This window comes from Rhodanobacter terrae, from assembly GCF_042657005.1.
GTDB lineage: Bacteria > Pseudomonadota > Gammaproteobacteria > Xanthomonadales > Rhodanobacteraceae > Rhodanobacter > Rhodanobacter terrae.
The window spans coordinates 1-25,758 of the sequence record NZ_JBHSNG010000023.1; the positions used below are offsets into that span (position 1 = coordinate 1).

Sequence of the window (25,758 nt, forward strand, 5' to 3'; positions counted from 1 at the left end):
TTTTTTTCACGGGGATGTCCTGCTGGGTGTGCGAACGAAGCTCGCGGTAGTGCTTGGCCCACTGGGTCAGCAGGTGCGAAACGCTCGTCAGTCCCCGTTTGGCGTATCACCCCGGAGGTAAACGTGTAAGGCCTTGAAACGGGAACAACTTTCCACGCTGCGACGGACGTAGTGCCCGCGCAGTCGATGCTGTGGCTCTGGATGACGACCGACGCTGGCGCACTGTGTGCGGTCCTGCGAATGCTTGCGTCAGGTGGGTGGGTGCGTAGACAGCCGGCTCTGTCCTGTTGCGATGGTCGCATCATTTCGTGAGAAAGGCTGAGGCGCTGGTGTGCACTAGGCACTGGCCCGCGTGATGCGGGCGTGCAGGGCACACTCGCCCCGCATCCGCAACATACCGCGTTCACTCGCAGGACATCTGCAACGACAGAGACTTCATGGTTTGAATCCCGGGAGCAGCAGTGCATCACTGTCACGCGGTTGAAAGTTCTTCCAGTCGGCGCGGGTTGCGCCGATACCTGACGCCCTGCGCCCTGTGGCTGCTCGGCTGCCTGGTGGCGGCGGGCTCGCATGCACATGACGCCGGCACGCCAGCGCCGGCAAGTGCGCAAGGGCCGACGGCCGGACGGTTGTCCATCCAGCTCAACAACGACCGCATGACGCTGGCGATCACCAAGGTGCCGCAGGTCTATCTCTATGGCGTCATCGACGCCGACGCGCCGCAACGGTTCGAGTCGATGGTGGCGGCAGGCAAGATCCCGCGCGGTTCCGACATCTACCTCAATGCCTCCAGCGGCGACCTGCGTGCCGGCATGGCGCTGGGGCGGCTGTTCCGCAAGGGCGCGATGGTCACCCACCTGGGCACGCCACGGCGCAGCCGGCTGGCAACGAAGATCAGCAAGACGGCCACCTGCGCCGGTGCGTGCAGCTACGCGTACTTCGGCGGGCTCTACCGCTGGGCGCCCACGGGCAGCGACCGCATCGGCCTGGCTCCCCACCAAGCGATGGCCGCGCAGACGCCGGAGCCGGAGCAGGTCGCTGCGTACCTGAAAGAGATGGGTATCAATCTCGGTCCCTTCGCCACGACACTGGCAACGTCCCGCGATCCGGTGGTGTGGCTGACGGCCGACCAGCTGACCTCGACGGGGCTGGCCAACAACGCCCGGCTCCCGCTCACGGTGCAGTCGTTGCTGTCGCCGCCGGCGCCGTCGGTGACGCTCGACCAGGTGGACCGCAACGGCCACCACCGGCTGGTCATCCAGTGCCGGCCCGGCCAGCTCACGGTCACCTCGTTCGACATGGTCGGAGCCGCAGCCGCCCGCGAGATCCTGCGGCGCGGCACACTCGCCTATATCGAGATCAACCGGCAGGAGACGCTGCTGCAGCCGCCCGGCGGTGCCCGCGCCGTCAACGATTCCCTGACGATGACGCATGACTATCCACCGACGCAGATAGGCCACCTGCTGCTCGCACGCACCATCGGCGCCTGGGTCGACGGCAGGAACAAATCATTCCGCAACGGCTTCGTGTTCGAACTCGATCCGGTCAGGGAAGACTTGAAGAAGTATTACAGCGCTTGCTGGAAAGCCGCGCCGTGGCCGACGGACTGAACATTCAAAGGCGACAGTTTCCGGATCGACGTCTGCAAGTCGAATAGGCGCTCGCATCGAAATGAAGCAACGGCGCACATTCCAGGTCGCCAACGCAGAAACGGCGCCGTATCGCTACGATGCCGTTTCCGCTTTCTGCCTTGGTCGATCGCTGCGCGCGCTTCGCAAAATCCACTGCGCTCATTGAAGCGGAAGCTTCACCCGGCCAATCGGGCCTCGCCGGTGCCGGCATGGGTACGCGGGTCGATCGGGCCGCCGGTCTGGTCGACATCGATAAAGCCGGCTTCGCTGCCCAGCGCGCTGACCGCGCGTGAGAGACGCGCAAACGCTTCGCTCTTGAACCGTGCAGAACCCTCGCGATCGTCCATGCGGGTAGCTGCATGGAACATCGCCAACTACGATCTCATGCATACTCCTGATGGGGTGAGAAGTATGCCGCATACACCAAGTGCCGGTGTTGTTGCGGTTCTTGCAGTTATGGCAAAGACAGGGAACAAGGAAACATGAAGACACTTCTTGCTGTGTTTGCAGCGGCTTTGCTGCTGTCCGGGTGTTCGATCAGACACGATGTGGCGAAAGACTATCCGCAGTACCTAATCAACAATCAGGGTGCGTCACAGCTTCCGCCCACCAAGGCTGCATCGGAATACACGATTTCGCCAGCAACTGCCGCGAATCATTATGAGTTCCGCTCCGCGATGGCCGGCTATGCGAACGTCTGGGTAGTGCAGTTTGGCCAGATCCTGGATGACACCTTGCAGTCGCATGATGTGCAGGTTGCATTCGGCAAGCTGGCGAAATTCGACGATGGCAGCCCCAATGACGACCTGCTCGTTTTCGATCTGCAAAGTTACACCTATGTCGAACTTGGGGCGCATGTCTCGCTCAAAGTCACTTACCGCCGTGGTAATCAGGATGTTTTCAGCAAGGTGTATCAGACCGACGGGACCACACAGGGCGGCAAGATGTTCTGGGGTGGCGCATTTGCCATGAAGAATGCTGTGCAACAGTCCACCAAGCTGGCGATCGACAACATCCTGCGTCAGCTCATTGCTGATCTCAATGCGAGTCCGGCTCATGGTTGATGATCCAAAGTACCGGGGCATAGGTACTTGATACGAAAGCGGCGCCGTATCGCTACGGCGCCGCTTTTATTTCAGGTCAATGGATGACCAGCTTCGTTGTTGAATAGCGATTCCGGCCTTCGCCGGAATGACCGGTGGAGGCGTTCAGAACGCCTCGAAAATCCCCGCCGCACCCATGCCGGTACCGATACACATCGTCACCATGCCGTACTTCTGCTTCCTGCGGCGCATGCCGTGCACCAGCGTAGCGATGCGCACCGCGCCGGTGGCGCCAAGCGGGTGGCCCAGCGCGATGGCGCCGCCGAGTGGGTTGACCTTGCTGGGGTCGAGCTTGAGGTCGCCCATCACGGCGAGGGCCTGGGCGGCGAAGGCTTCGTTGAGTTCGATCCAGTCCAGCTGATCCTGGGTGATGCCGGTTTGCTTGAGCGCTTTGGGGATCGCTTCCTTCGGGCCGATGCCCATCACTTCGGGACGTACGCCGGCGACGGAGAAGCCGACGAAGCGGGCCAGCGGCTGCAGGTTGTATTCCTTGATCGCCTTTTCGCTGGCGAGGAGAACTGCACCGGCGCCGTCGGACATCTGCGAGGAATTGCCGGCGGTAACGCTGCCGCCGAACTGGCCGTTGCGGAACACGGTCTTGAGCTTGCTCAGCACCTCCAGCGTGGTGCCGGCGCGCGGACCTTCGTCGGTGCCGATGCTGCGGCTGTCGGTGATGATGCTGCGGGTGTCGAGGTTGGGGTAATGGTCATCAAGCAGGAACGGGCTGATCTCGTCGTTGAACTCGCCGGCGGCCTGGGCGGCCAGTGCGCGGCGATGGCTTTCCAGCGCGAACGCATCCTGCTGCTCGCGACTGACCTTCCACTGCTTGGCCACGTTCTCGGCGGTGATGCCCATACCGTAGGCGATGCCGATGTGTTCGTTGGTGAAGATCGCCGGGTTCATCGCGATCTTGTGGCCCATCATCGGCACCATGCTCATGCTTTCGGTGCCGCCGGCGAGCATCAGGTCATCCTCGCCGAGGCGGATGCGGTCGGCCGCCATCGCCACGGCCTGCAGGCCGGACGAGCAGAAGCGGTTGATGGTGACGCCGGGCACGGTGTCGGGCAGGCCAGCCAGCAACACGCCGATGCGCGCCACGTTCATGCCTTGCTCGGCCTCGGGCATGGCGCAGCCGATGATGGCGTCGCCGATGCGGTGCGGGTCGATGCCGGGGTATTGCGCCATCACGCTGCGGATCACGTGGGCGAGCATGTCGTCGGGACGGGTGTTGCGGAATACGCCGCGCGGCGCCTTGCCGACCGGGGTGCGGGTGGCGGCGACGATATAGGCGTCTTGCACTTGCTTGGTCATTTCGTTCTCCGTTGCCCTCGCGCTATGCGCGGAAGCGGGCGTGTGATTTGGTCGCGGCGTGGGAACAACCATCCCCACCCCAGCCCTCCCCTTGAAGGGGAGGAAGCAGGTCGCGGTCAGTTCCTGAGCGGTTTGCCAGTGGTCATGGTGTGGGCGATGCGGGCCTGGGTTTTCTCGGTCTGCGCCAGCTCCACGAAATGCTTGCGCTCCAGCGCCAGCAGCCATTCCTCGTCCACCGTCGAGCCGCGCTCGATCACGCCGCCGCACAAGGTGTCGGCGATGCGGGTGGCGATGTCCACGTCGTGCTCGGAGGCGAAGTACCCGGCCTGCAGGTTCGCCAGCGAGGCCTTGAAGGTGGCGGTGCCGACATCGCCGGCGACGGGAATCGCGCGGGCCGGCAGCGGCGGACGATAGCCGCTTTCGGCCAGTGAACTGGCCACCTTCTTGGCCACGTAGAGCAGCTCGTAGGCGTTGAACACCACCACGTCGCTGTCGCGCAGCAGGCCCAGGTTCTTCGCCTCGAACGCGCTGGCGGAAACCTTGGCCATCGCCACGGTCTCGAACACCTTCTTCAGTTCCTCGAACGGGTCGCCCGGATTCGCCTTGGCGGCGCGCACGGCCAGCTCATGCAGGCCGCCACCGGCTGGCAGCAGGCCGACGCCGGCCTCGACCAGGCCGATGTAGCTTTCCAGCGCCGCCACGGTGCGTGCCGAATGCATCTGGAACTCGCAGCCGCCGCCGAACGCCATGCCGCGCACGGCGGCCACCACCGGCACCAGCGAGCACTTGATCGCCATGCTGGTGCGCTGGAAATTCTCCACCATCTTCTCGAAGTCGGCGATCCTGCCTTCCTTGAGCAGGCTCAGCGCGCCCTTGAGGTCCGCGCCGGCCGAGAACGGTTCGCCGGTCTGCCAGATCACTACGGCCTTGAGTTTTTCCTCGGCCAGCTTGATCGCGTGCTGCACGCCGTCGAGCACGAAGTCGTTGACCGTGTTCATCTTGGTCTTGAACGACAGGATGCCGACGCCGTCGTCGCCCAGCGTCCACAGGCGCACGCCGTTGTTCTCCCACACGGTGGTGCCCTGGTCGAACTTCTCGCCGATCAGCGGATCGGGGAACAGCTGGCGCTGGTAGACCGTATGCCGCGAACGCGGCTTGTCGACATTGGCGCCGGCCGAGTACGAGCCATCCTTGCCATGCACGCCTTTACGGCCGTCGGTGACCCACGCCGGCAGCGGCGCCTTGCTCATCGCCTTGCCGGCGGTGATGTCTTCGTCGATCCAGCCGGCGATCTGCTGCCAGCCGGCGGCCTGCCAGGTCTCGAACGGACCGAGCTTCCAGCCGTAGCCCCAGCGGATCGCGAAATCCACATCGCGGGCGGTGTCGGCGATATCGGCCAGGTGATAGGCGGTGTAGTGGAACAGGTCGCGGAAGCTGGCCCACAGGAACTGCGCCTGCGGGTCGCTGGACGCGCGAAGCTTGCCGAATTTCTCGGCGGGGTCCTTGATCGCCAGGATCGCGGCGACCTCGTCGGACGGCTTCTGTTCGGATGCGCGGTAATCCTTTGCTGCCGGATCGAGCACCACGATGTCCTTGCCGAGCTTCCTGTAGAAGCCGGCGCCGGTCTTCTGGCCCAGCGCGCCCTGGTCGATCAGGCCCTGCAGCCACACCGGCGCCTTGAAGTACTGGTGCCACGGATCGTCCGGCAGGGTGTCGGCCATGGTCTTGATCACGTGCGCCATGGTGTCCAGGCCGACCACGTCGGCGGTGCGGTAGGTCGCACTCTTCGGGCGGCCCAGCGCCGGGCCAGTCAGCGCGTCGACGGTGTCGAAGCCGAGCTTGAACTGGTCGGTGTGATACATCGCCGACAGCATCGAGAACACGCCGATGCGGTTGCCGATGAAGTTCGGGGTGTCCTTGGCGATCACCACGCCCTTGCCGACGGTGGTGACCAGGAAGGCTTCGAGGCCAGCGATCACGGCCGGGTCGGTGAGTCTGGTCGGGATCAGCTCGACCAGGTGCATGTAGCGCGGCGGGTTGAAGAAGTGCACGCCGGTGAAGCGGTGGCGCATTTCTTCCGGCAGCGCCTCGGCGAGGCCGTTGATCGACAGGCCCGAGGTATTGGAGGCAAGGATCGCAGTCTTCGACAGATGCGGCGCGATCTTCTTGTACAGATCCAGCTTCCAGTCCATCCGCTCGGCGATCGCCTCGATCACCAGGTCGACGTCCTTCAGCTGCGCCATGTCCTCGTCATAGTTGGCGGGGATGATCGCGGCGGCGAAGTTCTTGTCCGCCAGCGGGGCAGGCGAGAGCTTGGCGAGATTGGCGATGGCCTTCAGCGCGATGCCGCTCTTCGGGCCTTCCTTGGCGGGCAGGTCGAACAGCACGGTTTCGACACCGGCGTTGGTCAGGTGCGCGGCGATCTGCGCGCCCATGACACCGGCGCCCAGCACGGCGGCCTTGCGGATGCGCAGTGCGGGATGGGTTGACGATGCAGCGGTCATTGGCTTCTCCGAGGTACAAACAAGAATGAGGCGGTTGAGGCGAAAAATCAGGGGTGGCTGAGGCCGGCAACGGCAAAGCGGATTAGGTGCCGCGCGGTTTCTTCGCGATGAGCGTTTTCGCTGACGTCTTTCTGGCGCTGGATCATGCCGAAGCCGGACATCGCGTGAGTCAGCGCGCCGGTGACCAGATCGATGCGCCAGTACAGCTCCGGCTTGCTCAGCTGCGGCAGCAGGCGGGCGAATTCGGCGGTGAACTGGCGCATCACATGGCCGTAGTTGGCGGACAGGAACTGGCGCAAGGTGTCGTCGTGTTCGGCGAACGCACGCGCCAACACGCGCATGAAGAGCGATCCGTTGCCGTCGTGAGACAAATCCAGCGCGGGGCGTATGTAGGCAGCCAGCACATCTTCCAAGGTGGTGTCGGCACGGCCGGCGACCTTGGCCAGGGCGGCCAGCCGGCTCGCATTCAGCGCATCGAGCCGGCGCCGAAACACTTCCTCGACCAGCTTGTCCTTCGAGCCGAAGTGGTAATTGACCGCGGCCAGGTTGACCCCGGCGGCGGTCGTGAGCTGGCGCAACGAGGCGCCGTCGAAGCCACGCTGGGCGAACAGGACTTCGGCCGCGCCGAGAATCCGTTCCTTGGTTGAGCCGGAGCTGTTCACGAGCGGAACCATCCATCGGCCATGGGCCGGTTCAAACGATCGTTTGAGCATACGCGGACAGCTCGGCGGCCGTCAAACCGTGCGGGTTGCAAACAGCGGGTTACTTGCGTATGAGTTAGAATCTGTCAAACTTTCCGGAGCTAAATCCGTAATCCCTGTCAGATTTAGCTCATTGCCGGCCTTGGAGCCGGCACGCCCCTTTTCCCCAATCCGTTTTCCCGGAGCAGACCCGTATGGCGCTGGAGCGCACCCTTTCCATCATCAAGCCCGACGCCGTCGCCAAGAACGTCATCGGTGAAATCTACGCCCGCTTCGAAAAGGCCGGCCTCAAGGTCGTCGCCGCGAAGATGAAGCAGTTGTCGCGCCAGGAGGCCGAAGGCTTCTATGCCGTGCACCGCGAGCGTCCGTTCTTCAAGGCGCTGGTGGAATTCATGATCTCCGGTCCGGTGATGATCTCCGCGCTCGAGGGCGAGAACGCCGTGCTGGCTCATCGCGATCTGATGGGCGCTACCAACCCGAAGGAAGCCGCGCCGGGCACGATCCGCGCCGACTTCGCCGATTCCATCGACGCCAATGCCGTGCATGGTTCCGATGCGGTCGACACCGCCAAGGTGGAGATCGCCTATTTTTTTGCCGCGACGGACGTGCTGTCTCGTTAACCGGTGCGTTCGTCCTTCAACGCCAGGATCAGAAAGCGGTCATCCATGGCCGCACTCTTCAAAAAACATGAACCAGGTCATCGCCACTCCATCTGACCCGACCGGCTCCGTCGCCAAGGTCAATCTGCTCGATTTCGATCGCCAGGGTCTGCGTGATTTCTTCACGCAGATCGGCGAGAAGCCGTATCGTGCCGAACAGGTGATGAAGTGGATCTACCATGACCTGGAAGACGACTTCGAAAACATGACCGACGTGGGCAAGGCGCTGCGCGCCAAGCTCACCGAGGTCTGCTACATCGGCGCACCGAAGACGCTGCTGGACAAGGCAGCCACCGACGGCACGCACAAGTGGCTGCTGGGCATGGACAGCGGCAACGCGATCGAGACGGTGTACATCCCCGAACCGACCCGCGGCACCTTGTGCGTGTCCTCGCAGATTGGTTGCGCGCTGAACTGCAGCTTCTGCTCGACCGGGGCGCAGGGCTTCAACCGAAACCTGTCCACCGCCGAGATCATCGGCCAGGTGTGGGTGGCGGCGAAGTACCTTGGCAATATCACCCACCAGAATCGGCGCATCACCAACGTGGTGATGATGGGCATGGGCGAACCGCTGGCCAACTTCGAGAATGTGGTGCGGGCGATGCGCCTGATGCGCGACGACCTGGGCTTCGGCCTGGCCGCCAAACGCGTCACGCTGTCGACTGCGGGCATGGTGCCGCTGATCGACCAGTTGTCCGACGCCATCGACGTGTCGCTGGCGGTGTCGCTGCACGCGGCGAACGACGAGCTGCGCACCGAGCTGGTGCCGATCAACAAGCGTTATCCGATCGCCGAGCTGCTGGCCGCCTGCCAGCGCTGGGTCGCGCGCAAGCCGCGCACCTCGATCACGTTCGAATACACCTTGATGAAGGGCATCAACGACCGGCCCGAGCATGCCCGCCAGTTGATCAAGCTGATGCGCAAGCTGCCGACCTGCAAGGTCAACCTGATTCCGTTCAACCCATTTCCCGGCACCCGCTATGAGCGCTCGGACTCGAATGACATTCGCGACTTCCAGACCCAGCTGTTGAACGCCGGTGTGCTGACCATGTTGCGGCGCACCCGCGGCGACGATATCGATGCCGCCTGCGGTCAATTGGCCGGACAGGTGACCGATCGTACCCGGCGTAGCGCCGATCTTCGCAAGCGTCACGACGAGGAGGCATTGCATGCGATTTGACCGGGTATTGATCTTCAGTCTGCTGCTGCCGTTGGCCGGATGCATGACCACCCGGACCGACAGCAATTCGCTGGGCAAAAACATGCCCGAATCCAATAAGGCCTCCCAGGCCGTGAACGCCGCCCGCATCCATACCGAGCTGGCCCAGCGCTACATGGACTCCGGCGACCTGCAGACGGCGCTGGAGAAAGTGACCAAGGCGCTGCAGTTCGACCCCAACTACGCGCCGGCGCATACGGTGATCGCGGTGATCTACGAGCGCATCAACAAGCTGCCCGAAGCCGAGCAGCATTACCGCAAGGCCGTGGAGCTGGAGCCTGCCAAGGGCGGGCCGAACAACAATCTCGGCGTATTCCTGTGCCACACGGGAAAAATCGCGGAGGCGAACGGGTATTTCCGGAAAGCGGTGGCGGACCCGTTCTACCAGACGCCCGATGTAGCGCTGACGAATGAAGGCGTATGCCAGATGCGTGCCAATGACGCCAAGGGCGCCGAATCGAGTTTTCGTGACGCTATCGCGCGAAATCCGAACAACGCGGAGGCACTCTTCCAGCTTGCGAATGTGCTTTATCTGAATAACGATGCGTTCCGCGCCAGGGCTTTCATCCAGCGGTTCGATGCGCTGGGCCACCCGACTGCGGCGTCACTCAAACTTGGTCACGACATTGAATCTCGTCTGGGCAACTCGGAAGGTGCCCTCAATTACAGCAAACGGCTGCTCGGCCAGTTCCCGGATTCGGAGCAGGCGCGCGCTCTAGACACCACTGCCCGCCCATGACCTCCATGCAGCCACCAACGACTCCGCCCGGCGCGAATGAACGGGATCTGTTTGGCATCAATTTGCCCGAGCTGGACCTGCCGTCGACGGAGTCCCGCATGGTCAGTTTCGGCAATCGTCTGCATGCGGCGCGTGAAGCACGCGGGCTGGATCTGGAAGCCTGCGCACATACCCTGAAATTGCCTGCACGAGTGCTGCGCCAACTCGAACGCGATCAGTATGACGGCATCGACTCGAAGGTTTATCTGGCCAGTTACATAGGCAAGTACGGGCGCCACCTCGGCATCAACGAGGCGTCGATCCAGGTCGAGCTCGACCGCATCAAGCAGGTCGAACCGGTGTTGGTGGCGACCGGCGGCATCTCGCATTCGCGTTTCCTGCTGGATCGCTACGCCACTGCCGCTACCTATGTTGTGCTGACGGCGGTGATCGTGGTGCCGATGATCTGGCTGGGCGTGCGCGGCACGCTCGATCGCGACCTCAGCCATCTGTCCCCGCTGGACGCCGCACCGGTGGCGCAAGTGGATGCACCGGCTGCAGCGTCGACCGCGGCTGCCGGCGGCCTCGCCAGCCGGGTGGTCCCGTCGCCGTCGCCGGTCACGCAGACACAAAGGCCGGAAGAGCCCTTGATGGCATCGATGGCGCCATTCCCGAATCTCGACAATGACAGCGTGGCGTCCGTCAAACCCGTCGTGCCGGCGGTCGAGGCAGGTAACGGCGGTCACAGCCTGAGCCTGAGTCTGAATCTGAGTTCGGCCAGCTGGGTCGAAGTAGTGGACAGCGCCGGTGCGCGCCTGGAATACGGCCTGCTGCCCGCCGGCAGCAACAAGACCTACCACAGCGATCAGCCGCTGGATGTGCGCATTGGCAATGCCAGTGGCGCGCAGATCAGCATTGATGGCCAGCCAGTGGGACTGGATGATTTCCGGCATGCCAACGTGGCACGCTTCCGCGTGCAGATGCAGGATGGCAAGGCTTCCGCAGCCAGCCTCTGATCTCCATACCGTAGCGTTCCGGACAATCCATTTCGGTTATGCTTGTCCATTGCCCGCTCGGCAACGAGCGGACCCGATCGGCTTTTCCTCATTATTTGCCCGCAGGCCCGTGTACGCGCCTCGGGCTACGCAGCCTTTTGAATGGTGATTGCATGGCATTTGAAGAATACGACAAGTACGAACAAAGCGAATTGGTTCAGAAATGGTTGCGCGAGAATGGTGTGTCGATCATCGTCGGTATCGCGATCGGCCTGGTCGGCATCTTCGGCTGGCAGCAATGGCGCAACCACCAGGCCCGCAATGTGGGCATGGCATCACAGCTCTATCAGCAGGCGCAGATCGCACGGGCATCCGGCAAGCCGGACATCGCCACACAGCTGACCGATCAGTTGATGAAGGACTACCCCAGTTCGCCGTACGCCGTGTTCGCCGTCAGCGACCGTGCCAGGCAGCAAGTGGAAGCCAAGCAGCTGGACAAGGCCGAGGCGTCGCTGACGTGGGCCGAGAGCCACGCTGCCGATCCGGCCTTGAAGTCGTTGACCTTGCTGCGCATCGCGCAGGTCGAGCTGGCGCGCGGCAACGGCAACGCCGTGCTGGCTACGCTCGATCGCATGCCAGCCGACAGTTACAAGGGACTGGCCCAGGAACTCCGCGGTGATGCGCTGGTCAAGCTTGGACGCTCCGACGATGCGCGCAAGGCCTACCAGACAGCCTTGTCGACGTTGGCCCAGGAAGCGCCGCAACGCGGCGCCTTGCAGATGAAACTCGATGATTTGGCCGTGGCCGGGAAGCAGGGTGCATGAAAAGATTTTTGCTGATCACGCTGGCTTCATTGGTGACCCTTGCCGGTTGCCATTCGTTCAAGAAGGAAAACGTCCAGCCGCCGACTCCGCTGGCCAAGGACTTCAAACCTACCGTTCAAGTCACGCGTCTGTGGCGTAGCCGAGTGGGCGACGGTGCCGGCGACAGCGGCGCCCGTCTGCGTCCGGCCGTGGTTGATGGCGTGCTCTATGCCGACAGCACCGACGGCAAGCTGGCCGCTATCGACGCCAGCAACGGCAAGACGCTGTGGTCTAAGAGTTCGAGCACCCATGGCTGGTTCGGCTGGGGCGACAAGAAGCGCAAAGATGCAATGTACGCCGGCGGCCCGGCCGTCAGTGGCGATCTGCTCGCCGTCGGCACGCTGGATGGTCACGTCTACGGCGTGAACGCGAAAGATGGCAGCCCGCGCTGGGAGGCCGAGCTGAAGTCCGAGGTATTGACGTCACCCGTAGTCGTCGGCGACCTGGTGGTGGTACGGACCGGCGATGGTCGCGTCTACGCGCTGGACAGCAAGACCGGCGAGCGCCGCTGGGTCTATGACCAGGGCATCGTGCCGCTGTTGAGCCTGCGCGGCAATGGCCGCTTGCTGGTAGCCAATGGCGTGCTGTTTTTCGGCAGCGACGACGGCAAGCTGGTGGCGTTGCGCCTGGACAATGGCTCGAAGCTGTGGGAACAGAAGCTCTCCAGCGGCGAAGGCCGTACCGAGATAGATCGGCTGAGCGACGTCGATGGTGCGATCCTGCTCGATGGCAGCACGCTCTACGGTGCCGGCTATCACGGCAATCTGGTGGCGGTGGACGGCCCAACGGGCCGCCCGCTTTGGTCGCGTCCGTTTTCCAGCTTCGACTCGCTGGCGTCCAGCGGCAATGCGATTGTCGGCGCCAACGACGTATCGCAGGTGTGGGCATTCGACAAGACCGGCGGTGCCGACATGTGGAAGAGTGACGCACTGAAATACCGTTGGATCACCGGTCCGGCGGTGCAGGGCGATTATGTCGTGGTCGGCGACATGGAGGGCTACGTGCATTGGCTGAAAATCGGCGACGGCGCGCTGGCCGGTCGCGAGCGTCTGTCCAAGAAGGCGATCCGTGCCCAACCGCTGGTGGTGGGTGACACCGTCTATGTCGAGGACGTCAAGGGCCACATCGGCGCCTATCGTCTGTCCGCGCACTGATCGCTGACGCGAAGTCCTCATCATGCTGCCCGTCGTCGCGCTGGTTGGTCGTCCGAATGTCGGTAAATCGACCCTTTTCAATGTACTGACGCGCAGCCGCGACGCGCTGGTGGCCGACATGCCGGGCGTCACCCGTGATCGTCATTACGGCGTATGCCGCAGCGGCGCGCGGCCCTTCGTGGTGGTCGACACCGGAGGTCTGTCCGGGGTCGAGGAAGCCATGGACGTGCTGACCGCCAAGCAGGTTCGCCTGGCGATCGAAGAGGCGAACGTGCTGGTGTTCGTGGTCGATGCCCGCGAAGGCCTGCTGCCGCAGGACTACGTCATCCTGGGCGAACTGCGCCGCAGCGGCAAAACCATCATCGCCGCAGTCAACAAGACCGACGGGCTGGAAGAGGAGGCCGTGCTGGCCGAGTTCTCCGCCTTCGGCGTCGGCAATATCCTGCCATTGTCAGCCGCGCACAATCGCGGTACCGGCGAGCTGATCGAGCTGATCCTGCCATTGCTGCCCGCCGACAAGGAAAGCACGGTCGAGGAAGAAGGAGAAGACGGCAGCATCCGTGTCGCCATCGTCGGACGTCCGAATGCCGGCAAATCGACACTGATCAACCGCCTGCTGGGCGAAGACCGGCTGATCGTCTCCGATGTGGCCGGCACCACCCGCGATCCGATCCGCGTTCCGCTGGAACGCGACGGCAAGCGCTATACGCTGATCGATACCGCCGGCATCCGCCGCAAGGCGCGCATCGAGGAAGCCGTCGAGAAATTCAGCGTCATCAAGACGCTTCAATCGATTGCTGCGGCCCAGGTCGTAGTGGTGATGATCGATGCGCGCGAAAACCTGGCCGACCAGGATCTCACCCTGATCGGGTACGCCATGGACGAGGGCAGGGCGCTGGTGATCGCCATCAACAAATGGGATGGCCTGGATCAATACCAGCGCGACGAGTGCATGCGTGCCCTGGACCGCCGACTGGTGTTCGTCGACTGGGCCAAGCAGGTGCATATCTCGGCGCTGCACGGTTCGGGTCTGCGCGAGCTGATGCGCGCCGTCGTGCGTGCGCATGCATCGGCGACCAAGGTGCTCGTGTCTTCCGATCTGACCAAGACGCTGGAGAAAGCCTACGAGGGTTACCAGCCGCCGCTGGTACATGGCCACTCGCCGAAGCTACGCTTTGCGCATCCGGGCGGCAACAACCCGCCGACCATCGTGATCCACGGCACTCGCACCAAGCACATCGCACCGGCGTATCAGCGCTATCTGGAAAACTTCTTCCGCAAGCGCTACAAACTGGAGGGTACGCCGATCCGGATCGCCTTCCGCGAAAGCGAGAACCCGTACGCGGGACGCAAGAAGGTGTTGACCAAAGAGCAGGCGCAGAAGGCTCGGCGCAGGGTCAGTGATCTGATCAAGCGCACACGCTGATTCTTCGGCACGCACTTGCCAGGCTACTGCGCGGACTGTGGCAGATCCGCCGGAGTCAGACCGTACACCGCAGCATCATGGGCTTGTCCATTCGCCCATAGACGGTGCCGCGCTACCGCTTCGAAGTGCGCGCCTGTTTTTTCAGCCGTGCGCAGGCTGGCATGATTGTCGGGCATGACGACGATCTCGATGCGTATCAGTCCCAGCTGTTCAAAGCCGAAATGCGCGACCAGCGCGGCGGCACGCGTGGCGATGCCCTCGCCATGACGCGATTGACGCACCCAATAACCGAGGTTTGCGCTGCGATGCTGGTGGTTGAGCTGGTTGAGTCCGCATCCGCCGATCAATTCGTCGGTTCGCAGATCGAAAATCGGGAGCGCAAAGTGCTCGCCGCGCGACCAACCGTCCTGACAATGGCTTATCCATGCGTGTGCCTGATCCAGGTCGTAACCCGCATGGCACCAGGGTAGCCAACGACCCACGCTGGCCACGGATGAGCGTGCCGCTTCGAACAACCCTTCGGCATCCCGTCGCTGCCATGGGCGCAGCCGCAGTGGCTCCTCGACAAGTTCCCAAGCGGGCGAGATCGGTTCAACGGACATCTGGCACTCTCGCGCTATGGTTTGTATGCATGTGGGCCAGCCGCGATAATGGGCAACTTCCAGCCAGGCATCAACATGAGCGCACGCATTCTCGACGGCAAACGCATCGCGCAGGAACTGCTCGATCGGGTGGGGTTGCGGGTTGCCGAACGGGTGGCGCGCGGGCTGCCTGCGCCGGGACTGGCGGTGGTGCTGGTGGGCAGCGATGCCGCTTCGTCGGTGTATGTGCGCAACAAGCGCAAAGCCTGCCATCAGGTCGGTTTCCGTTCGTTCGACTACGACCTGCCTTCGAGCACGACCCAGGACCAGCTGTTCGCATTGATCGACCGCCTGAATGCCGATCCGGACGTGCACGGCATCCTGGTGCAGTCGCCGCTGCCTGAGCATATCGACGAGGACGCCCTGGTCGACCGCATCGACCCGGACAAGGACGTCGACGGTTTCCAGGCAGTGAATGTGGGCCGTCTCGCGCTGCGCCGTTTCGGTCTGCGCCCGTGCACGCCGAAGGGCGTCATGACCTTGCTCGGCCATACCGATCGCCCGGTGCGCGGCCAGCATGCGGTGGTGGTCGGCGTCTCCAATCACGTCGGAAGGCCGCTGGCGCTGGAACTGATGATTGCCGGCTGCACGACCACGTCGTGCCACCGTTTCACCCGAGGCCTGGAGGGCTTCGTGCGCCAGGCCGACATCCTGGCCGTCGCGGTCGGCAAGCCGGGGCTGGTCAAGGGCGAATGGATCAAGCCGGGTGCCGTGGTGATCGATGTCGGCATCAACCGGCTCGACGATGGCCGGCTGGTCGGCGACGTGGAATTCGATGCCGCCGTCGAGCGTGCCAGCTGGATCACCCCGGTGCCCGGCGGGGTCGGTCCGATGACGGTGGCTACGCTGATGGAGAACACGCTGGAAGCGGCCGAAGCGCACGCAGCGCCGCACAAGACCGGCTGATCCGGCGTTCCGTTCAGCCGCATGGCTGGCGAGCCTCACGGCAGGGCGCGTATAATTCCCTCTTTGCAGCGGGACTTTTCGCATGCGTATCCTCGCCGAGGCCTTGACCTACGACGACGTCTACCTTGTTCCGGGCCATTCCATCGTGCTGCCGCGTGATGTGAATACATCAACGCGGTTCACCCGCGGCCTGCGCCTGAACATTCCTATCGTGTCCGCCGCCATGGACACCGTGACCGAAGCCCGTCTTGCCATCACCATGGCGCAGAACGGCGGCATCGGCATCATCCACAAGAACATGACGGCCGAGCAGCAGGCGGCGGAAGTTCGGCTGGTGAAGAAGTTCGAGGCCGGCGTGATACGCAGTCCGATCACCGTGAACCCGAACACCTCGATCCGCGAAGTGCTGAGGCTGACCCATGCACACAACATCTCCGGCGTACCGGTGGTGGATGGCGAGCAGCTGGTCGGCATCGTCACCAGCCGCGACCTGCGCTTCGAGCGCAAGCACGATGACCCGGTGCGCAACATCATGACCCGCCAGGACAAGCTGGTGACGGTGCGCGAAGGCGCCAGCCAGGACGAGGTGTTGCAACTGCTGCACAAGCACCGCATCGAGAAGGTGCTGGTCGTCAACGATGCTTTCCAGTTGCGCGGACTGATTACCGTCAAGGACATCCAGAAGGCCCGCGACAATCCCCACGCCGCCAAGGATCCGCATGAGGCCTTGCTGGTGGGCGCCGCCGTCGGCGTGGCCGGCGATACCGAGCAGCGTGTCGCCGCGCTGGTCGATGCAGGCGTCGACGTGCTGGTGGTGGATACCGCGCACGGCCATTCGCAGGGCGTCATCGAACGCGCCGCCTGGGTCAAGAAGCACTATCCGCAGGTGCAGGTGATCGCCGGCAATATCGTCACCGGCGAAGCGGCGCGTGCGTTGCTCGACGCCGGTGTCGATGCGGTAAAGGTCGGCGTGGGCCCCGGCTCGATCTGCACCACCCGCGTGGTCGCCGGTGTCGGCGTGCCGCAGATCACGGCGATCGATATGGTCGCCACCGCGCTGAAAGACGAGATTCCGCTGATCGCCGATGGCGGCATCCGCTATTCCGGCGACATCCCCAAGGCGCTTGCCGCCGGTGCGTCCACCGTGATGCTGGGCTCGATGTTCGCCGGCACCGAGGAATCGCCCGGCGAGGTGGAATTGTTCCAGGGCCGTTCGTACAAGAGCTATCGCGGCATGGGTTCGATCGGCGCGATGCAGCTGGGTTCGAAGGATCGCTATTTCCAGGAAGAGGCCGACGCCGACAAGCTGGTACCCGAAGGCATCGAGGGCCGGGTGCCGTACCGCGGTCCGCTGCGCAACATCATCCACCAGCTGATCGGTGGCCTGCGCGCGTCGATGGGTTATCTGGGCGCAGCTACCATCGACGAGGTGCGGCACAACGCACAGTTCGTCAAGGTGACTTCCGCCGGCGTCACCGAAGCGCATCCGCACGATATCCAGATCACCAAGGAAGCGCCGAACTACCGGCTCAACTCGTGACTGACGCGCCGGCCCGAGTGCCGGCGCCTTGTTTTACAGCTGACGACCGGCACATCCGGCGTTGCACTGCTTTTCGAGATCAAAGGCGTCGACGTGGCCTGATTGCCATGCGGCGAAAACCGGACCGATGACCAATATCCATAGCGACAAGATCCTGATACTCGACTTCGGCGCGCAGTACACACAGCTGATCGCGCGACGCATTCGCGAGCTGGGCGTTTACTGCGAGATCTGGGCCTGGGATCACGCGCCGTCCGAGATCGCCGCGTTTGGCGCCAAAGGCATCATCCTGTCCGGCGGTCCCGAATCCACCACGCTGGCAGACGCACCGAAAGCGCCGCAGCAGGTATTTGACTCCGGCGTGCCGATCCTGGGCATCTGCTACGGCATGCAGACGCTTGCCGCTCAACTGGGTGGCGCAACCGAGGCTGCCGACGCACGCGAGTTCGGTCACGCCGAAGTGGACATCGTTGCGCAGAGCCGGCTGTTCGACGGTCTCAGCGACCATGCCGATGCGCACAGGCTCAGCGTATGGATGAGCCACGGCGATCACGTCGCCAAGGCGCCGCCGGGCTTCGCGATCACCGGCATCACCGACCGCATCCCGGTCGCGGTGATGGAGAACGAGGACAAGCGCTGGTATGGCGTGCAGTTCCACCCGGAAGTGACGCATACGAAGCAGGGCGGGGCGTTGCTCGAGCGCTTCATCGTCGACATCTGCGGCTGCGCCACGCTATGGACCGCCGCCAACATCATCGACGACCAGATCGCCCGCGTGCGCGAGCAGGTCGGCGATGATCACGTACTGCTGGGGCTGTCCGGCGGCGTCGACTCTTCGGTGGTCGCGGCACTGCTGCACAAGGCGATCGGCGACCGGCTGACCTGCGTATTCGTCGACACCGGCCTGCTGCGCTGGCAGGAAGGCGATCAGGTGATGGCCACGATGGCCGCCGCGTCTGATGAGCATGGCATGGGCGTCAAGGTGATCCGCGTCGACGCGGCGGAACGCTACTTCAAAGCACTCGAAGGCGTGGCCGATCCGGAGGCCAAGCGCAAGATCATCGGCGGCCTGTTCGTGGATATCTTCGACGAGGAGTCGGGCAAGATCACCGCCGACGGCAGCAACGTGAAGTGGCTGGCGCAGGGAACCATCTATCCCGACGTGATCGAATCGGCCGGCAGCAAGACCGGCAAGGCCCACGTCATCAAGAGCCACCACAACGTGGGCGGCTTGCCGGCGCACATGAAACTGAAACTGGTCGAGCCGCTGCGCGAGCTGTTCAAGGATGAGGTGCGCCGCATCGGCGTGGAACTCGGCCTGCCGCGCGCGATGGTCTACCGCCACCCGTTCCCGGGCCCGGGCCTGGGCGTGCGCATCCTGGGCGAAGTGAAGCCCGAGTACGCCGCCTTGCTGGCCCAGGCCGATGCGATCTTCATCGACGAGCTGCGCAAGGCCGATCTGTACGACAAGACCAGCCAGGCGTTTGCGGTGTTCCTGCCGGTGAAATCGGTAGGCGTGGTCGGCGACGCGCGGGCCTACGAATGGGTGATCGCGCTGCGCGCGGTGGAGACCATCGACTTCATGACGGCGCATTGGGCGCACTTGCCGTACGAGTTTCTCGGTAAAGTTTCGAACAGAATAATCAATGAGTTACGTGGTATATCTCGTGTCGTTTATGACATCAGTGGCAAACCGCCCGCCACGATCGAGTGGGAATAGGCAGATCAACCACTTGCGCGCACCGAGAAAGGCCGGCAGCTTGCCGGCTTTCTCGTGTTCCAAGCACAATTCATTGAAATGACAGACGAAATTCCCGATACATCGAGAGCATTCTCGACCGAGGACGTGCAATACATGCAGCGGGCGCTGCAGCTTGCCGTGCATGCGCGCGACGCCGAGAACGAGGTGCCGGTGGGCGCCGTGCTGGTGCAGGACGGCGAGATCGTCGGCGCCGGCTGGAACCGCAACATCACCTTGCACGACCCGACCGCGCATGCCGAGATCATGGCGATGCGTGCGGCGGGCGAGAAACTGGCGAATCATCGACTATCCGGCGCCACGCTGTACGTCACGCTGGAGCCTTGCTCGATGTGCGCGATGGCGATGATTCACGCCCGTATCGGTCGCGTGGTTTACGCCGCCGCCGACCCGAAGACCGGCGCCGCCGGCAGCGTGTTCGACACCTTGATCGACGCACGCCACAACCATCGGATCGAGGTGTCCGGCGGCTTGCTGGCCGAGGAATCCGCCAGTCTGCTGCGTGACTTCTTTCGCGCCCGTCGCTGAGTCTCGCCGCTGCAGACCGCTACAGGAACGCCAGCGCCTGCGCGCAGGATTGCTCGATCTTGAGACTGAGCAGCGGATCGGCCCGGGTATGGCCCATGTTCACCGCGGCGATCGGCTTGCCGGCACGGGCCGCGGCATGGGCAAAGCGGTAGCCGGAATACACCATCAGCGACGAACCGACCACCAGCATCGCATCGGCATCGTGCAAGGCCTGCATGCCGGCATCCACGCGCTCACGCGGCACGTTCTCGCCGAAGAACACCACGTCCGGCTTCAGCAGGCCGGTGCAACGCTGGCACGAAGGCACCTGGAAGCCGGAGAAATCCCGCCCCTCCAGCTCGGCGTCGCCGTCCGGCGCATCCGCCGCGTCGAGCTCCGCCCAGGCCGGATTCAGCCGCAACAGCTCAACCTGGAAACCCATTCGCGGCATGCGATATTCGCAGGCCAGGCAGCGGACCCGATCCAGCCGCCCATGCAGGTCGACCACGTTTTCGCTGCCGGCGGCCTGGTGCAGCCGGTCCACGTTCTGGGTCAGCAGCAAAGTCAGCTTGCCTTGCTGCTCCAGCCGGGCGAGCGCGTGATGGGTCGCATTCGGTTGCGCCCGCCCGAAGCGTCGCCAACCCACCAGGCTGCGTGCCCAGTAGCGCTGGCGTGTGGTCGGTTCGCCCACGAATGCCTGATAGGTCACCGGCTGCTGGCGTTTCCAGCCACCGTTGGCGTCGCGGTAATCGGGAATGCCCGAATCCGTGCTGCAGCCGGCTCCCGTCAGCACGAACAGGCGCGGATGCGCTGCCACGAATTCGGGCAGCGTCGCAGCATGGGTGCACACCTCGATCGCTTGAGAGGACATACCGTGTTTATGGCACTGCACCGCACGGATTGCCAGCGACGATCATGGCGCCGTGGCGACCTGAGTCGGGTTCCTGCCGACCAGTTGCAGCCGCAGACCCCACGGCGCGACGAAGTTCACCACCGCCTGACCGGCATGCGGGCCAGCGATCGCCACGACCGGCGCTCCGATGACCTTGACACCTTCGCGCCGCAGCCAACGGTCGGCATGCGCCACATTGTCGGCGGAGAATGCGATCGGCTCGCTGCCGCGATCCATGGCATGGCGCGCCGGGGAAGCGGAATGCGCTGCGCGAGCGTCGAACAATTCGACGACCGTGCCGGCATCGCAAAGCAGCAGGCGGGACACGGGCAGGGCATCCGGTGTGGCATGACCGCTTTGAAGCGATTCGCCGCCAGCGGCGGGGTTGACCTCTTCGCAGTCCAGTACGTTGTGGAAGAACGCCGTAGCCTGCCGCAAGTCAGGAACACCGATGGCCACGTAGTCGCTATCGTGGACGCTCGCCGCGTGGCCCATGCCCGCCATGGCGAACAGCAGCCCGCCGGCCAGCATCGAAAGAAGGGACTTGTGCATGATTCGGCATCCAGTAACCGTACTGGGCCCTATATGGACATGATGAGGACCGCTGGTAGTGCCGTCAGACGACCACCGTGTTTCCCCGGGTGAACGATCGCCGTGATTTCAACCGGGGCAGGCGAGGGGCGAGCCCTGGCAATCGCCAGCCGCGAGATCGCACCCGCAGGGGTCGGAGTGTCCGAAGAACGTCTCGACATCGCTGCCCCGTAGGGGCCGGTCACCGCAGAGGCGGCCAAGCCGACCCCGGTGGTTTTCCGTTGAGGCTGGACGATGCATCCGCCGTCGCTAAGCGATTACTGAGGTCCAGTTGGTAAGCTCGACCAAGCGGCATCCGCGGCGAGTCGCATGTGATGTTGATGTCGGCTGGCAACTTGCAACGAACAAGTGTTCGGGGATGCATGACGTGAGAAAGCGGAAAGTCCGTAATGGGCTCGTTGGAGCCACTGCGCTGGCCTTGGTTCTCGGCGGATTCTGGCACTTCAAGGGCGGGAATGCCGCGACTCCCAAAGAACATAAGAACTCGTCGGCGCCAGTTCGGGTGGCAAACGTGGAACGCCGCGACATGGCCGTCGTGGAGCACACCTTGGGAACCGTAATCGCAAATGCCACAGTGCAGGTTACGGCCCGGGTCGAGGGGACCTTGGATTCCGCCGACTTCAAGGAAGGGCAGTTTGTCAGGGCGGGCGACCTGCTGTTTCAGATCGACCCGCGCCCCTTCCGGGCTGCATTGGATCAGGCGCGCGCGATCCTGCAGCGCGACAAGGCCTTGCTGAACAATGCGCGGCGCGACAAGGCACGCTATCAGTCCCTGTACGAGCAGCACACTATCTCCGCGCAGCTGCATGATACCGCCACGACCAATACCGATGTGCTGGCCGCTACCGTCGAGGCGGACAAGGCGGCACTCGATCTGGCGCAGATCAATCTGGGATACACGCAGATCCGCTCGCCCATCGATGGCAAAACGGGGCCACTGCTGGTACACGCGGGAAACATGGTGAGCAGTACCGGTGGTTCGCCTTTGGTGACGATCGCCCAGATCGAGCCGATCAAGCTGTCGTTCAGTCTGCCGCAGTCCGACCTCCCGCGACTTCAGGCGAGACTGAAGTCGCATCGAGTGATGGCAACGATCGACGCGCGCGATCTCCATGGCGCGCTTCTATCCGCACCGGTCGATTTCACCAGCAACCAGATCAACAGCCAAAGCGGCACCATCGAGCTGCGAGCCGACTTTCCCAACGCGGACCTGTCCCTCCTTCCCGGTCAACTGGTCGACGTCACCGTGGCGCTGGACGACATCCCCAACGCGCTGGTCGTTCCACACGATGCGGTCGATGATGGCCCCAATGGATCGTACGTCTATGTGGTATCGAACGGTCGAGCAATCCAGCACGACGTCAAGATCCTTTTCGACAACTCCAGGAGCGTCGCCGTCCAGGGCGACCTCAGGCCGGGTGACTCGGTCATTGTCGAGGGGCAGCTGCGCGTCGTTCCGGACGGCGATGTGGAGATATTCTCCGCAGTCGGCAATGCGTCGGGGAGTTCCCGTCTGAAGCCAACGGTTCCGGGTGAGGCGAGCAAGAGCGCGTCGCGATGAACATCTCGCGACGATTCATCGAGCGCCCCGTCATGACCATCCTGGTCATGACGGCCTTGGTCATCTTCGGCATCTTTGCGTACGCCATGTTGCCGGTGAGCGAACTGCCCAACGTGGATTTCCCCACGATCAACGTACGGGCGAACCTGCCGGGTGCCGATCCGGAAACGATGGCTTCGGCGGTGGCGACGCCTCTGGAAAGCGCGCTGGCCGGCCTTTCCGGCGTGGATTCGATGACTTCGTCGAGCAGCCAGGGCTCGACCAGCATCACCATCCAGTTCAAGCTGGATCGCAACATCGACGCAGCCGCGCAGGACGTGCAGGCGGCCATCTCCAGCGTGAGCCGGAAGCTTCCGCATGCGATGCCCAATCCACCCACGATCAGCAAGAACGACCCATCGGCGCAGCCGATCTTCTTCATCGTCCTCACTTCGACAAGCCTGCCCATCGCCAAGGTCGACCAGTACGCCCGTACCGTGGTGGTCAACCAGCTTTCGACCGTCGACGGCGTGGCGCAGGCCACCGTGCATGGACCCGCTAAATACGCGGTCCGCATCCAGGCCGACCCGGCCGCACTGGCGGCGCGGAATCTGACCTTGAACGACCTCGCCATTGCGGTCAACGCCACAAGCACAGACCAGTCGTCGGGCGCGCTCAATGGACCATCGAAGACAGCGGTAGTCCACACCGGGGGGCAGCTCAACAACGCGGCTCAATTCCGTCGCCAGATCATCGCCTATCGCAACGGTGCACCGGTCACCTTCGGCGACGTGGCTAACGTCGTCGACAGCGTGGAGGATGTTCGTTCGGCCGATTGGTACAACGACCAGCGCGCGGTGACCGTCGAGATACAGCGGCAACCCGGATCGAATACGATGGCCGTGGTGGACGACATCAAAAAGATGTTGCCGCAATTCGAAGCCCAGCTGCCGGCCTCGATCCGGATGCGCATTTTTTACGACCGCAGCCAGTCGATCAGGGCGGCGGTCGACGATGTGCAACTGACTCTGCTGATCGCGTGTGCGCTGGTCGTCGGCGTGATTTTCTTTTTCCTGCGCAGGGCCAGCGCGACCTTCATTCCTTCGCTGGCGCTACCGATCGCCATCATCGGCACGTTCATCGGCATGTTTGCCCTGGGTTTCAGCCTGGACAACCTGTCCTTGATGGCGCTCACGCTGTCCGTCGGCTTCGTGGTCGACGACGCGATCGTCATGCTGGAGAACATCGTCCGGCACGTCGAGGCGGGCGAGCAGCCTTATGCGGCTGCGCTCAAGGGATCGGCCGAAATCAGCTTCACTATCGTCTCGATGACGATATCGCTGGCAGCGGTGTTCATTCCCATCGTTTTCATGGGCGGCATCGTGGGGAGGCTGCTGCATGAGTTCGCGGTGACGGTCATTCTCGCCATTTTCATCTCCGGCATCGTCTCCGTCACGCTGACGCCCATGCTGTGTGCCCGCATGCTCCGCCACGAAAAGGAACAGAAACACAACGCACTCTATCGCTGGAGCGAGAGCGGGTTCGATCGACTGCGGAACGCCTATGACCGCAGCCTGCGTTGGAGCATGGAGCACCGGACTGTCATCCTGGCCGTGTTCGCAGGAAGCATCCTGGCGAGCTACGCGTTGTTCGAAGTCATGCCGCAGGACTTCCTGCCCAGCGACGACACCGGACAGCTTCGCGGCGACATCCAGGTCGCCGTCGGTACTTCATTCGACCAGTACATCAAGTACGTGGCGCAGGTGAGGCAGATCGTCGAGCAGGATCCCAACGTCGGGGGCCTGCAGTCGGACGAAGGCGGCAGTTTGGTCATTGCGCTGAAGCCGCTTTCCGAGCGTCGGCTGTCGGCCTACCAGGTGACCAATGAGCTGCGCGCCAAGCTGGGCGATATCCCCGGCACCCAGGTGACGATAGTGAATCCGCCCAGCATCCGCATCGGCGGCCGCAGCTCGCGTTCGAGTTACCAATACACCTTGAAGGGCCTCGATCTGGCCGAATTGCAGGACTACTCCTTACGCCTGGTGAAAGCGCTGCAACGCGATCCCACTTTCGTCGGCGTCAACAGCGATTTCGACCGCGCGGCGCCATCGGTCGAAGTCCACATCGACCGCGGGCGCGCCGGCGCACTCGGCGTAACGGCGGACCAGATCGAGACCACGCTGGGCGAAGCGTTCGGCGGTCAGCAGGTATCGCAGATATATGCCGCCGCCGACCAATACCAGGTGGTACTCGAGTTGTTGCCCAAGTACCAGACGGATGCATCCGCTCTGTCGCGTCTCTACCTGCACGGCAGCGGCAGAGGCATGGTACCGCTGGGCGCCGTTGCCACCGTTCGCCGCAGCACGATGCCCCTGGAAGTGAACCATTCGGGCCAGATCCCGGCCATCACGATTTCCTTCGACATGGCGCCAGGCAAGGCTCTGAGCGACGCGTTGATCAGCGTCCGAGATGCGACACGGGCGATCGGCTTGCCGGCCGACATACAAGGCAGCTTCGCCGGTACCGCGGCGGCGTTCCAGAGCTCCACTTCGAACATGGGGTGGCTGCTGCTGATCGCGATGATCGTCGTCTACATCATCCTGGGCATCCTCTATGAGAGCTTCATCCATCCCATCACGATCCTGTCCGGCCTGCCGTCCGCGGCCATGGGCGCTCTCCTGACGCTGTACCTCTTCCACGTGCCGCTCACGCTATATGCCTTCATTGGCATGATCATGCTGATAGGCATCGTCAAGAAGAACGCGATCATGATGATCGACTTCGCCCTGGAGCGTCAGCGCGGCGACGCGGGCGTGCCTGCCGAGCAGGCCATCTACGAAGCGGCGATGATACGATTCCGTCCGATCATGATGACCACGATGGCTGCGTTGATGGGTACGCTGCCGATCACGCTCGGCATGGGCATGGGGGCCGATTCGCGGCGCCCGTTGGGCCTTTGCGTCGCCGGCGGCCTGGTGTTTTCCCAGTTGCTCACGCTGTACATCACTCCGATGCTGTACACCTACCTGGACGGCCTCGACACCCGGTTCCGGCGCTGGACAGGCGGCGACGAAGCTGCCCAGGAGCTGTCCGAGTAG

At 63.5% G+C, this 25,758-nt stretch carries 22 protein-coding genes; 15 read left to right on the forward strand and 7 right to left on the reverse strand.

Annotated elements, in window-relative coordinates; all coding sequences use genetic code 11:
• Positions 1-506 precede the first annotated feature (506 nt).
• Positions 507-1,610 carry a hypothetical protein gene (locus tag ACFPPB_RS16470; RefSeq protein WP_377329064.1) on the forward strand — a complete coding sequence of 368 codons (1,104 nt, stop codon included), beginning with the start codon at positions 507-509 and terminating at the stop codon, positions 1,608-1,610.
• A gap of 197 nt (positions 1,611-1,807) precedes the next feature.
• Here the strand turns inward: ACFPPB_RS16470 and ACFPPB_RS16475 are convergent, their stop codons facing one another.
• Positions 1,808-1,978 (reverse strand): hypothetical protein, encoded by a 171-nt coding sequence (locus ACFPPB_RS16475; protein ID WP_377329066.1) that lies wholly within the window; start codon positions 1,976-1,978, stop codon positions 1,808-1,810.
• Positions 1,979-2,113: 135 nt separating this feature from the next.
• On the opposite strand from ACFPPB_RS16475, the gene ACFPPB_RS16480 reads away from it, so the two are divergent.
• On the forward strand, positions 2,114-2,695 hold the full coding sequence (locus ACFPPB_RS16480) for a hypothetical protein (protein ID WP_377329068.1): 582 nt from the start codon (positions 2,114-2,116) through the stop codon (positions 2,693-2,695).
• A gap of 144 nt (positions 2,696-2,839) precedes the next feature.
• On the opposite strand, the gene ACFPPB_RS16485 is transcribed toward ACFPPB_RS16480, so the two are convergent.
• The 3 genes from ACFPPB_RS16485 to ACFPPB_RS16495 form a co-directional block, all read right to left on the reverse strand.
• Positions 2,840-4,045 carry an acetyl-CoA C-acyltransferase gene (locus ACFPPB_RS16485; RefSeq protein WP_377329070.1) on the reverse strand — a complete coding sequence of 402 codons (1,206 nt, stop codon included), beginning with the start codon at positions 4,043-4,045 and terminating at the stop codon, positions 2,840-2,842.
• Positions 4,046-4,161: 116 nt separating this feature from the next.
• A complete protein-coding gene (locus ACFPPB_RS16490; RefSeq protein WP_377329072.1) occupies positions 4,162-6,549 on the reverse strand; it encodes a 3-hydroxyacyl-CoA dehydrogenase/enoyl-CoA hydratase family protein in 2,388 nt (795 codons plus the stop codon).
• A gap of 47 nt (positions 6,550-6,596) precedes the next feature.
• On the reverse strand, positions 6,597-7,223 hold the full coding sequence (locus ACFPPB_RS16495) for a TetR/AcrR family transcriptional regulator (RefSeq protein ID WP_377329074.1): 627 nt from the start codon (positions 7,221-7,223) through the stop codon (positions 6,597-6,599).
• Between the two features lie 221 nt (positions 7,224-7,444).
• Here ACFPPB_RS16495 and ndk point away from each other — a divergent pair, with 221 nt between their 5' ends.
• The 7 genes from ndk (at position 7,445) to der (ending at position 14,284) form a co-directional block, all read left to right on the forward strand.
• Positions 7,445-7,870 carry a nucleoside-diphosphate kinase gene (gene ndk / locus ACFPPB_RS16500; RefSeq protein WP_377329076.1) on the forward strand — a complete coding sequence of 142 codons (426 nt, stop codon included), beginning with the start codon at positions 7,445-7,447 and terminating at the stop codon, positions 7,868-7,870.
• 67 nt (positions 7,871-7,937) lie between these two features.
• Entirely contained in the window at positions 7,938-9,089 is a 1,152-nt protein-coding gene (rlmN, locus tag ACFPPB_RS16505) for a dual-specificity RNA methyltransferase RlmN (protein ID WP_377329078.1), read from the forward strand.
• A gap of 7 nt (positions 9,090-9,096) precedes the next feature.
• Entirely contained in the window at positions 9,097-9,867 is a 771-nt protein-coding gene (pilW, locus tag ACFPPB_RS16510; RefSeq protein ID WP_377329080.1) for a type IV pilus biogenesis/stability protein PilW, read from the forward strand.
• A 98-nt stretch (positions 9,868-9,965) separates the two neighbouring features.
• Positions 9,966-10,862, forward strand: coding sequence for a helix-turn-helix domain-containing protein (locus ACFPPB_RS16515; protein WP_377329082.1), 897 nt, complete (start codon positions 9,966-9,968; stop codon positions 10,860-10,862).
• A 152-nt stretch (positions 10,863-11,014) separates the two neighbouring features.
• Entirely contained in the window at positions 11,015-11,665 is a 651-nt protein-coding gene (locus ACFPPB_RS16520) for a YfgM family protein (protein WP_377329084.1), read from the forward strand.
• Entirely contained in the window at positions 11,662-12,858 is a 1,197-nt protein-coding gene (gene bamB, locus ACFPPB_RS16525) for an outer membrane protein assembly factor BamB (RefSeq protein WP_377329086.1), read from the forward strand. The genes ACFPPB_RS16520 and bamB overlap by 4 nt, the downstream gene beginning before the upstream one ends.
• Positions 12,859-12,880: 22 nt before the next feature.
• Positions 12,881-14,284: a ribosome biogenesis GTPase Der gene (gene der / locus ACFPPB_RS16530; protein WP_377329088.1), complete on the forward strand. Its 1,404-nt coding sequence runs from the start codon at positions 12,881-12,883 to the stop codon at positions 14,282-14,284.
• Between the two features lie 23 nt (positions 14,285-14,307).
• Here the strand turns inward: der and ACFPPB_RS16535 are convergent, their stop codons facing one another.
• Positions 14,308-14,886 (reverse strand): GNAT family N-acetyltransferase, encoded by a 579-nt coding sequence (locus ACFPPB_RS16535; RefSeq protein ID WP_377329090.1) that lies wholly within the window; start codon positions 14,884-14,886, stop codon positions 14,308-14,310.
• Positions 14,887-14,961: 75 nt separating this feature from the next.
• On the opposite strand from ACFPPB_RS16535, the gene folD reads away from it, so the two are divergent.
• From folD to tadA, 4 genes are all read left to right on the forward strand, one after another.
• Positions 14,962-15,831 carry a bifunctional methylenetetrahydrofolate dehydrogenase/methenyltetrahydrofolate cyclohydrolase FolD gene (folD, locus tag ACFPPB_RS16540; protein WP_377329092.1) on the forward strand — a complete coding sequence of 290 codons (870 nt, stop codon included), beginning with the start codon at positions 14,962-14,964 and terminating at the stop codon, positions 15,829-15,831.
• An 82-nt stretch (positions 15,832-15,913) separates the two neighbouring features.
• Positions 15,914-17,371, forward strand: a complete 1,458-nt coding sequence (gene guaB / locus ACFPPB_RS16545; protein ID WP_377329094.1) for an IMP dehydrogenase — start codon at positions 15,914-15,916, stop codon at positions 17,369-17,371.
• A gap of 127 nt (positions 17,372-17,498) precedes the next feature.
• A complete protein-coding gene (guaA, locus tag ACFPPB_RS16550) occupies positions 17,499-19,091 on the forward strand; it encodes a glutamine-hydrolyzing GMP synthase (protein ID WP_377329096.1) in 1,593 nt (530 codons plus the stop codon).
• 78 nt (positions 19,092-19,169) lie between these two features.
• The gene (gene tadA / locus ACFPPB_RS16555; protein ID WP_377329098.1) at positions 19,170-19,658 is read left to right on the forward strand and encodes a tRNA adenosine(34) deaminase TadA; all 489 of its coding nucleotides are present in this window, start codon (positions 19,170-19,172) and stop codon (positions 19,656-19,658) included.
• Between the two features lie 19 nt (positions 19,659-19,677).
• Here the strand turns inward: tadA and ACFPPB_RS16560 are convergent, their stop codons facing one another.
• Complete coding sequence (locus ACFPPB_RS16560) at positions 19,678-20,508, reverse strand: NAD-dependent protein deacetylase (RefSeq protein WP_377329100.1); 831 nt, start codon at positions 20,506-20,508, stop codon at positions 19,678-19,680.
• A 42-nt stretch (positions 20,509-20,550) separates the two neighbouring features.
• On the reverse strand, positions 20,551-21,081 hold the full coding sequence (locus ACFPPB_RS16565; protein ID WP_377329102.1) for a VOC family protein: 531 nt from the start codon (positions 21,079-21,081) through the stop codon (positions 20,551-20,553).
• 397 nt (positions 21,082-21,478) lie between these two features.
• Between ACFPPB_RS16565 and ACFPPB_RS16570 the strand changes: the two genes are divergently transcribed.
• A complete protein-coding gene (locus ACFPPB_RS16570) occupies positions 21,479-22,681 on the forward strand; it encodes an efflux RND transporter periplasmic adaptor subunit (protein WP_377329104.1) in 1,203 nt (400 codons plus the stop codon).
• Positions 22,678-25,758, forward strand: a complete 3,081-nt coding sequence (locus ACFPPB_RS16575; RefSeq protein ID WP_377329106.1) for an efflux RND transporter permease subunit — start codon at positions 22,678-22,680, stop codon at positions 25,756-25,758. The genes ACFPPB_RS16570 and ACFPPB_RS16575 overlap by 4 nt, the downstream gene beginning before the upstream one ends.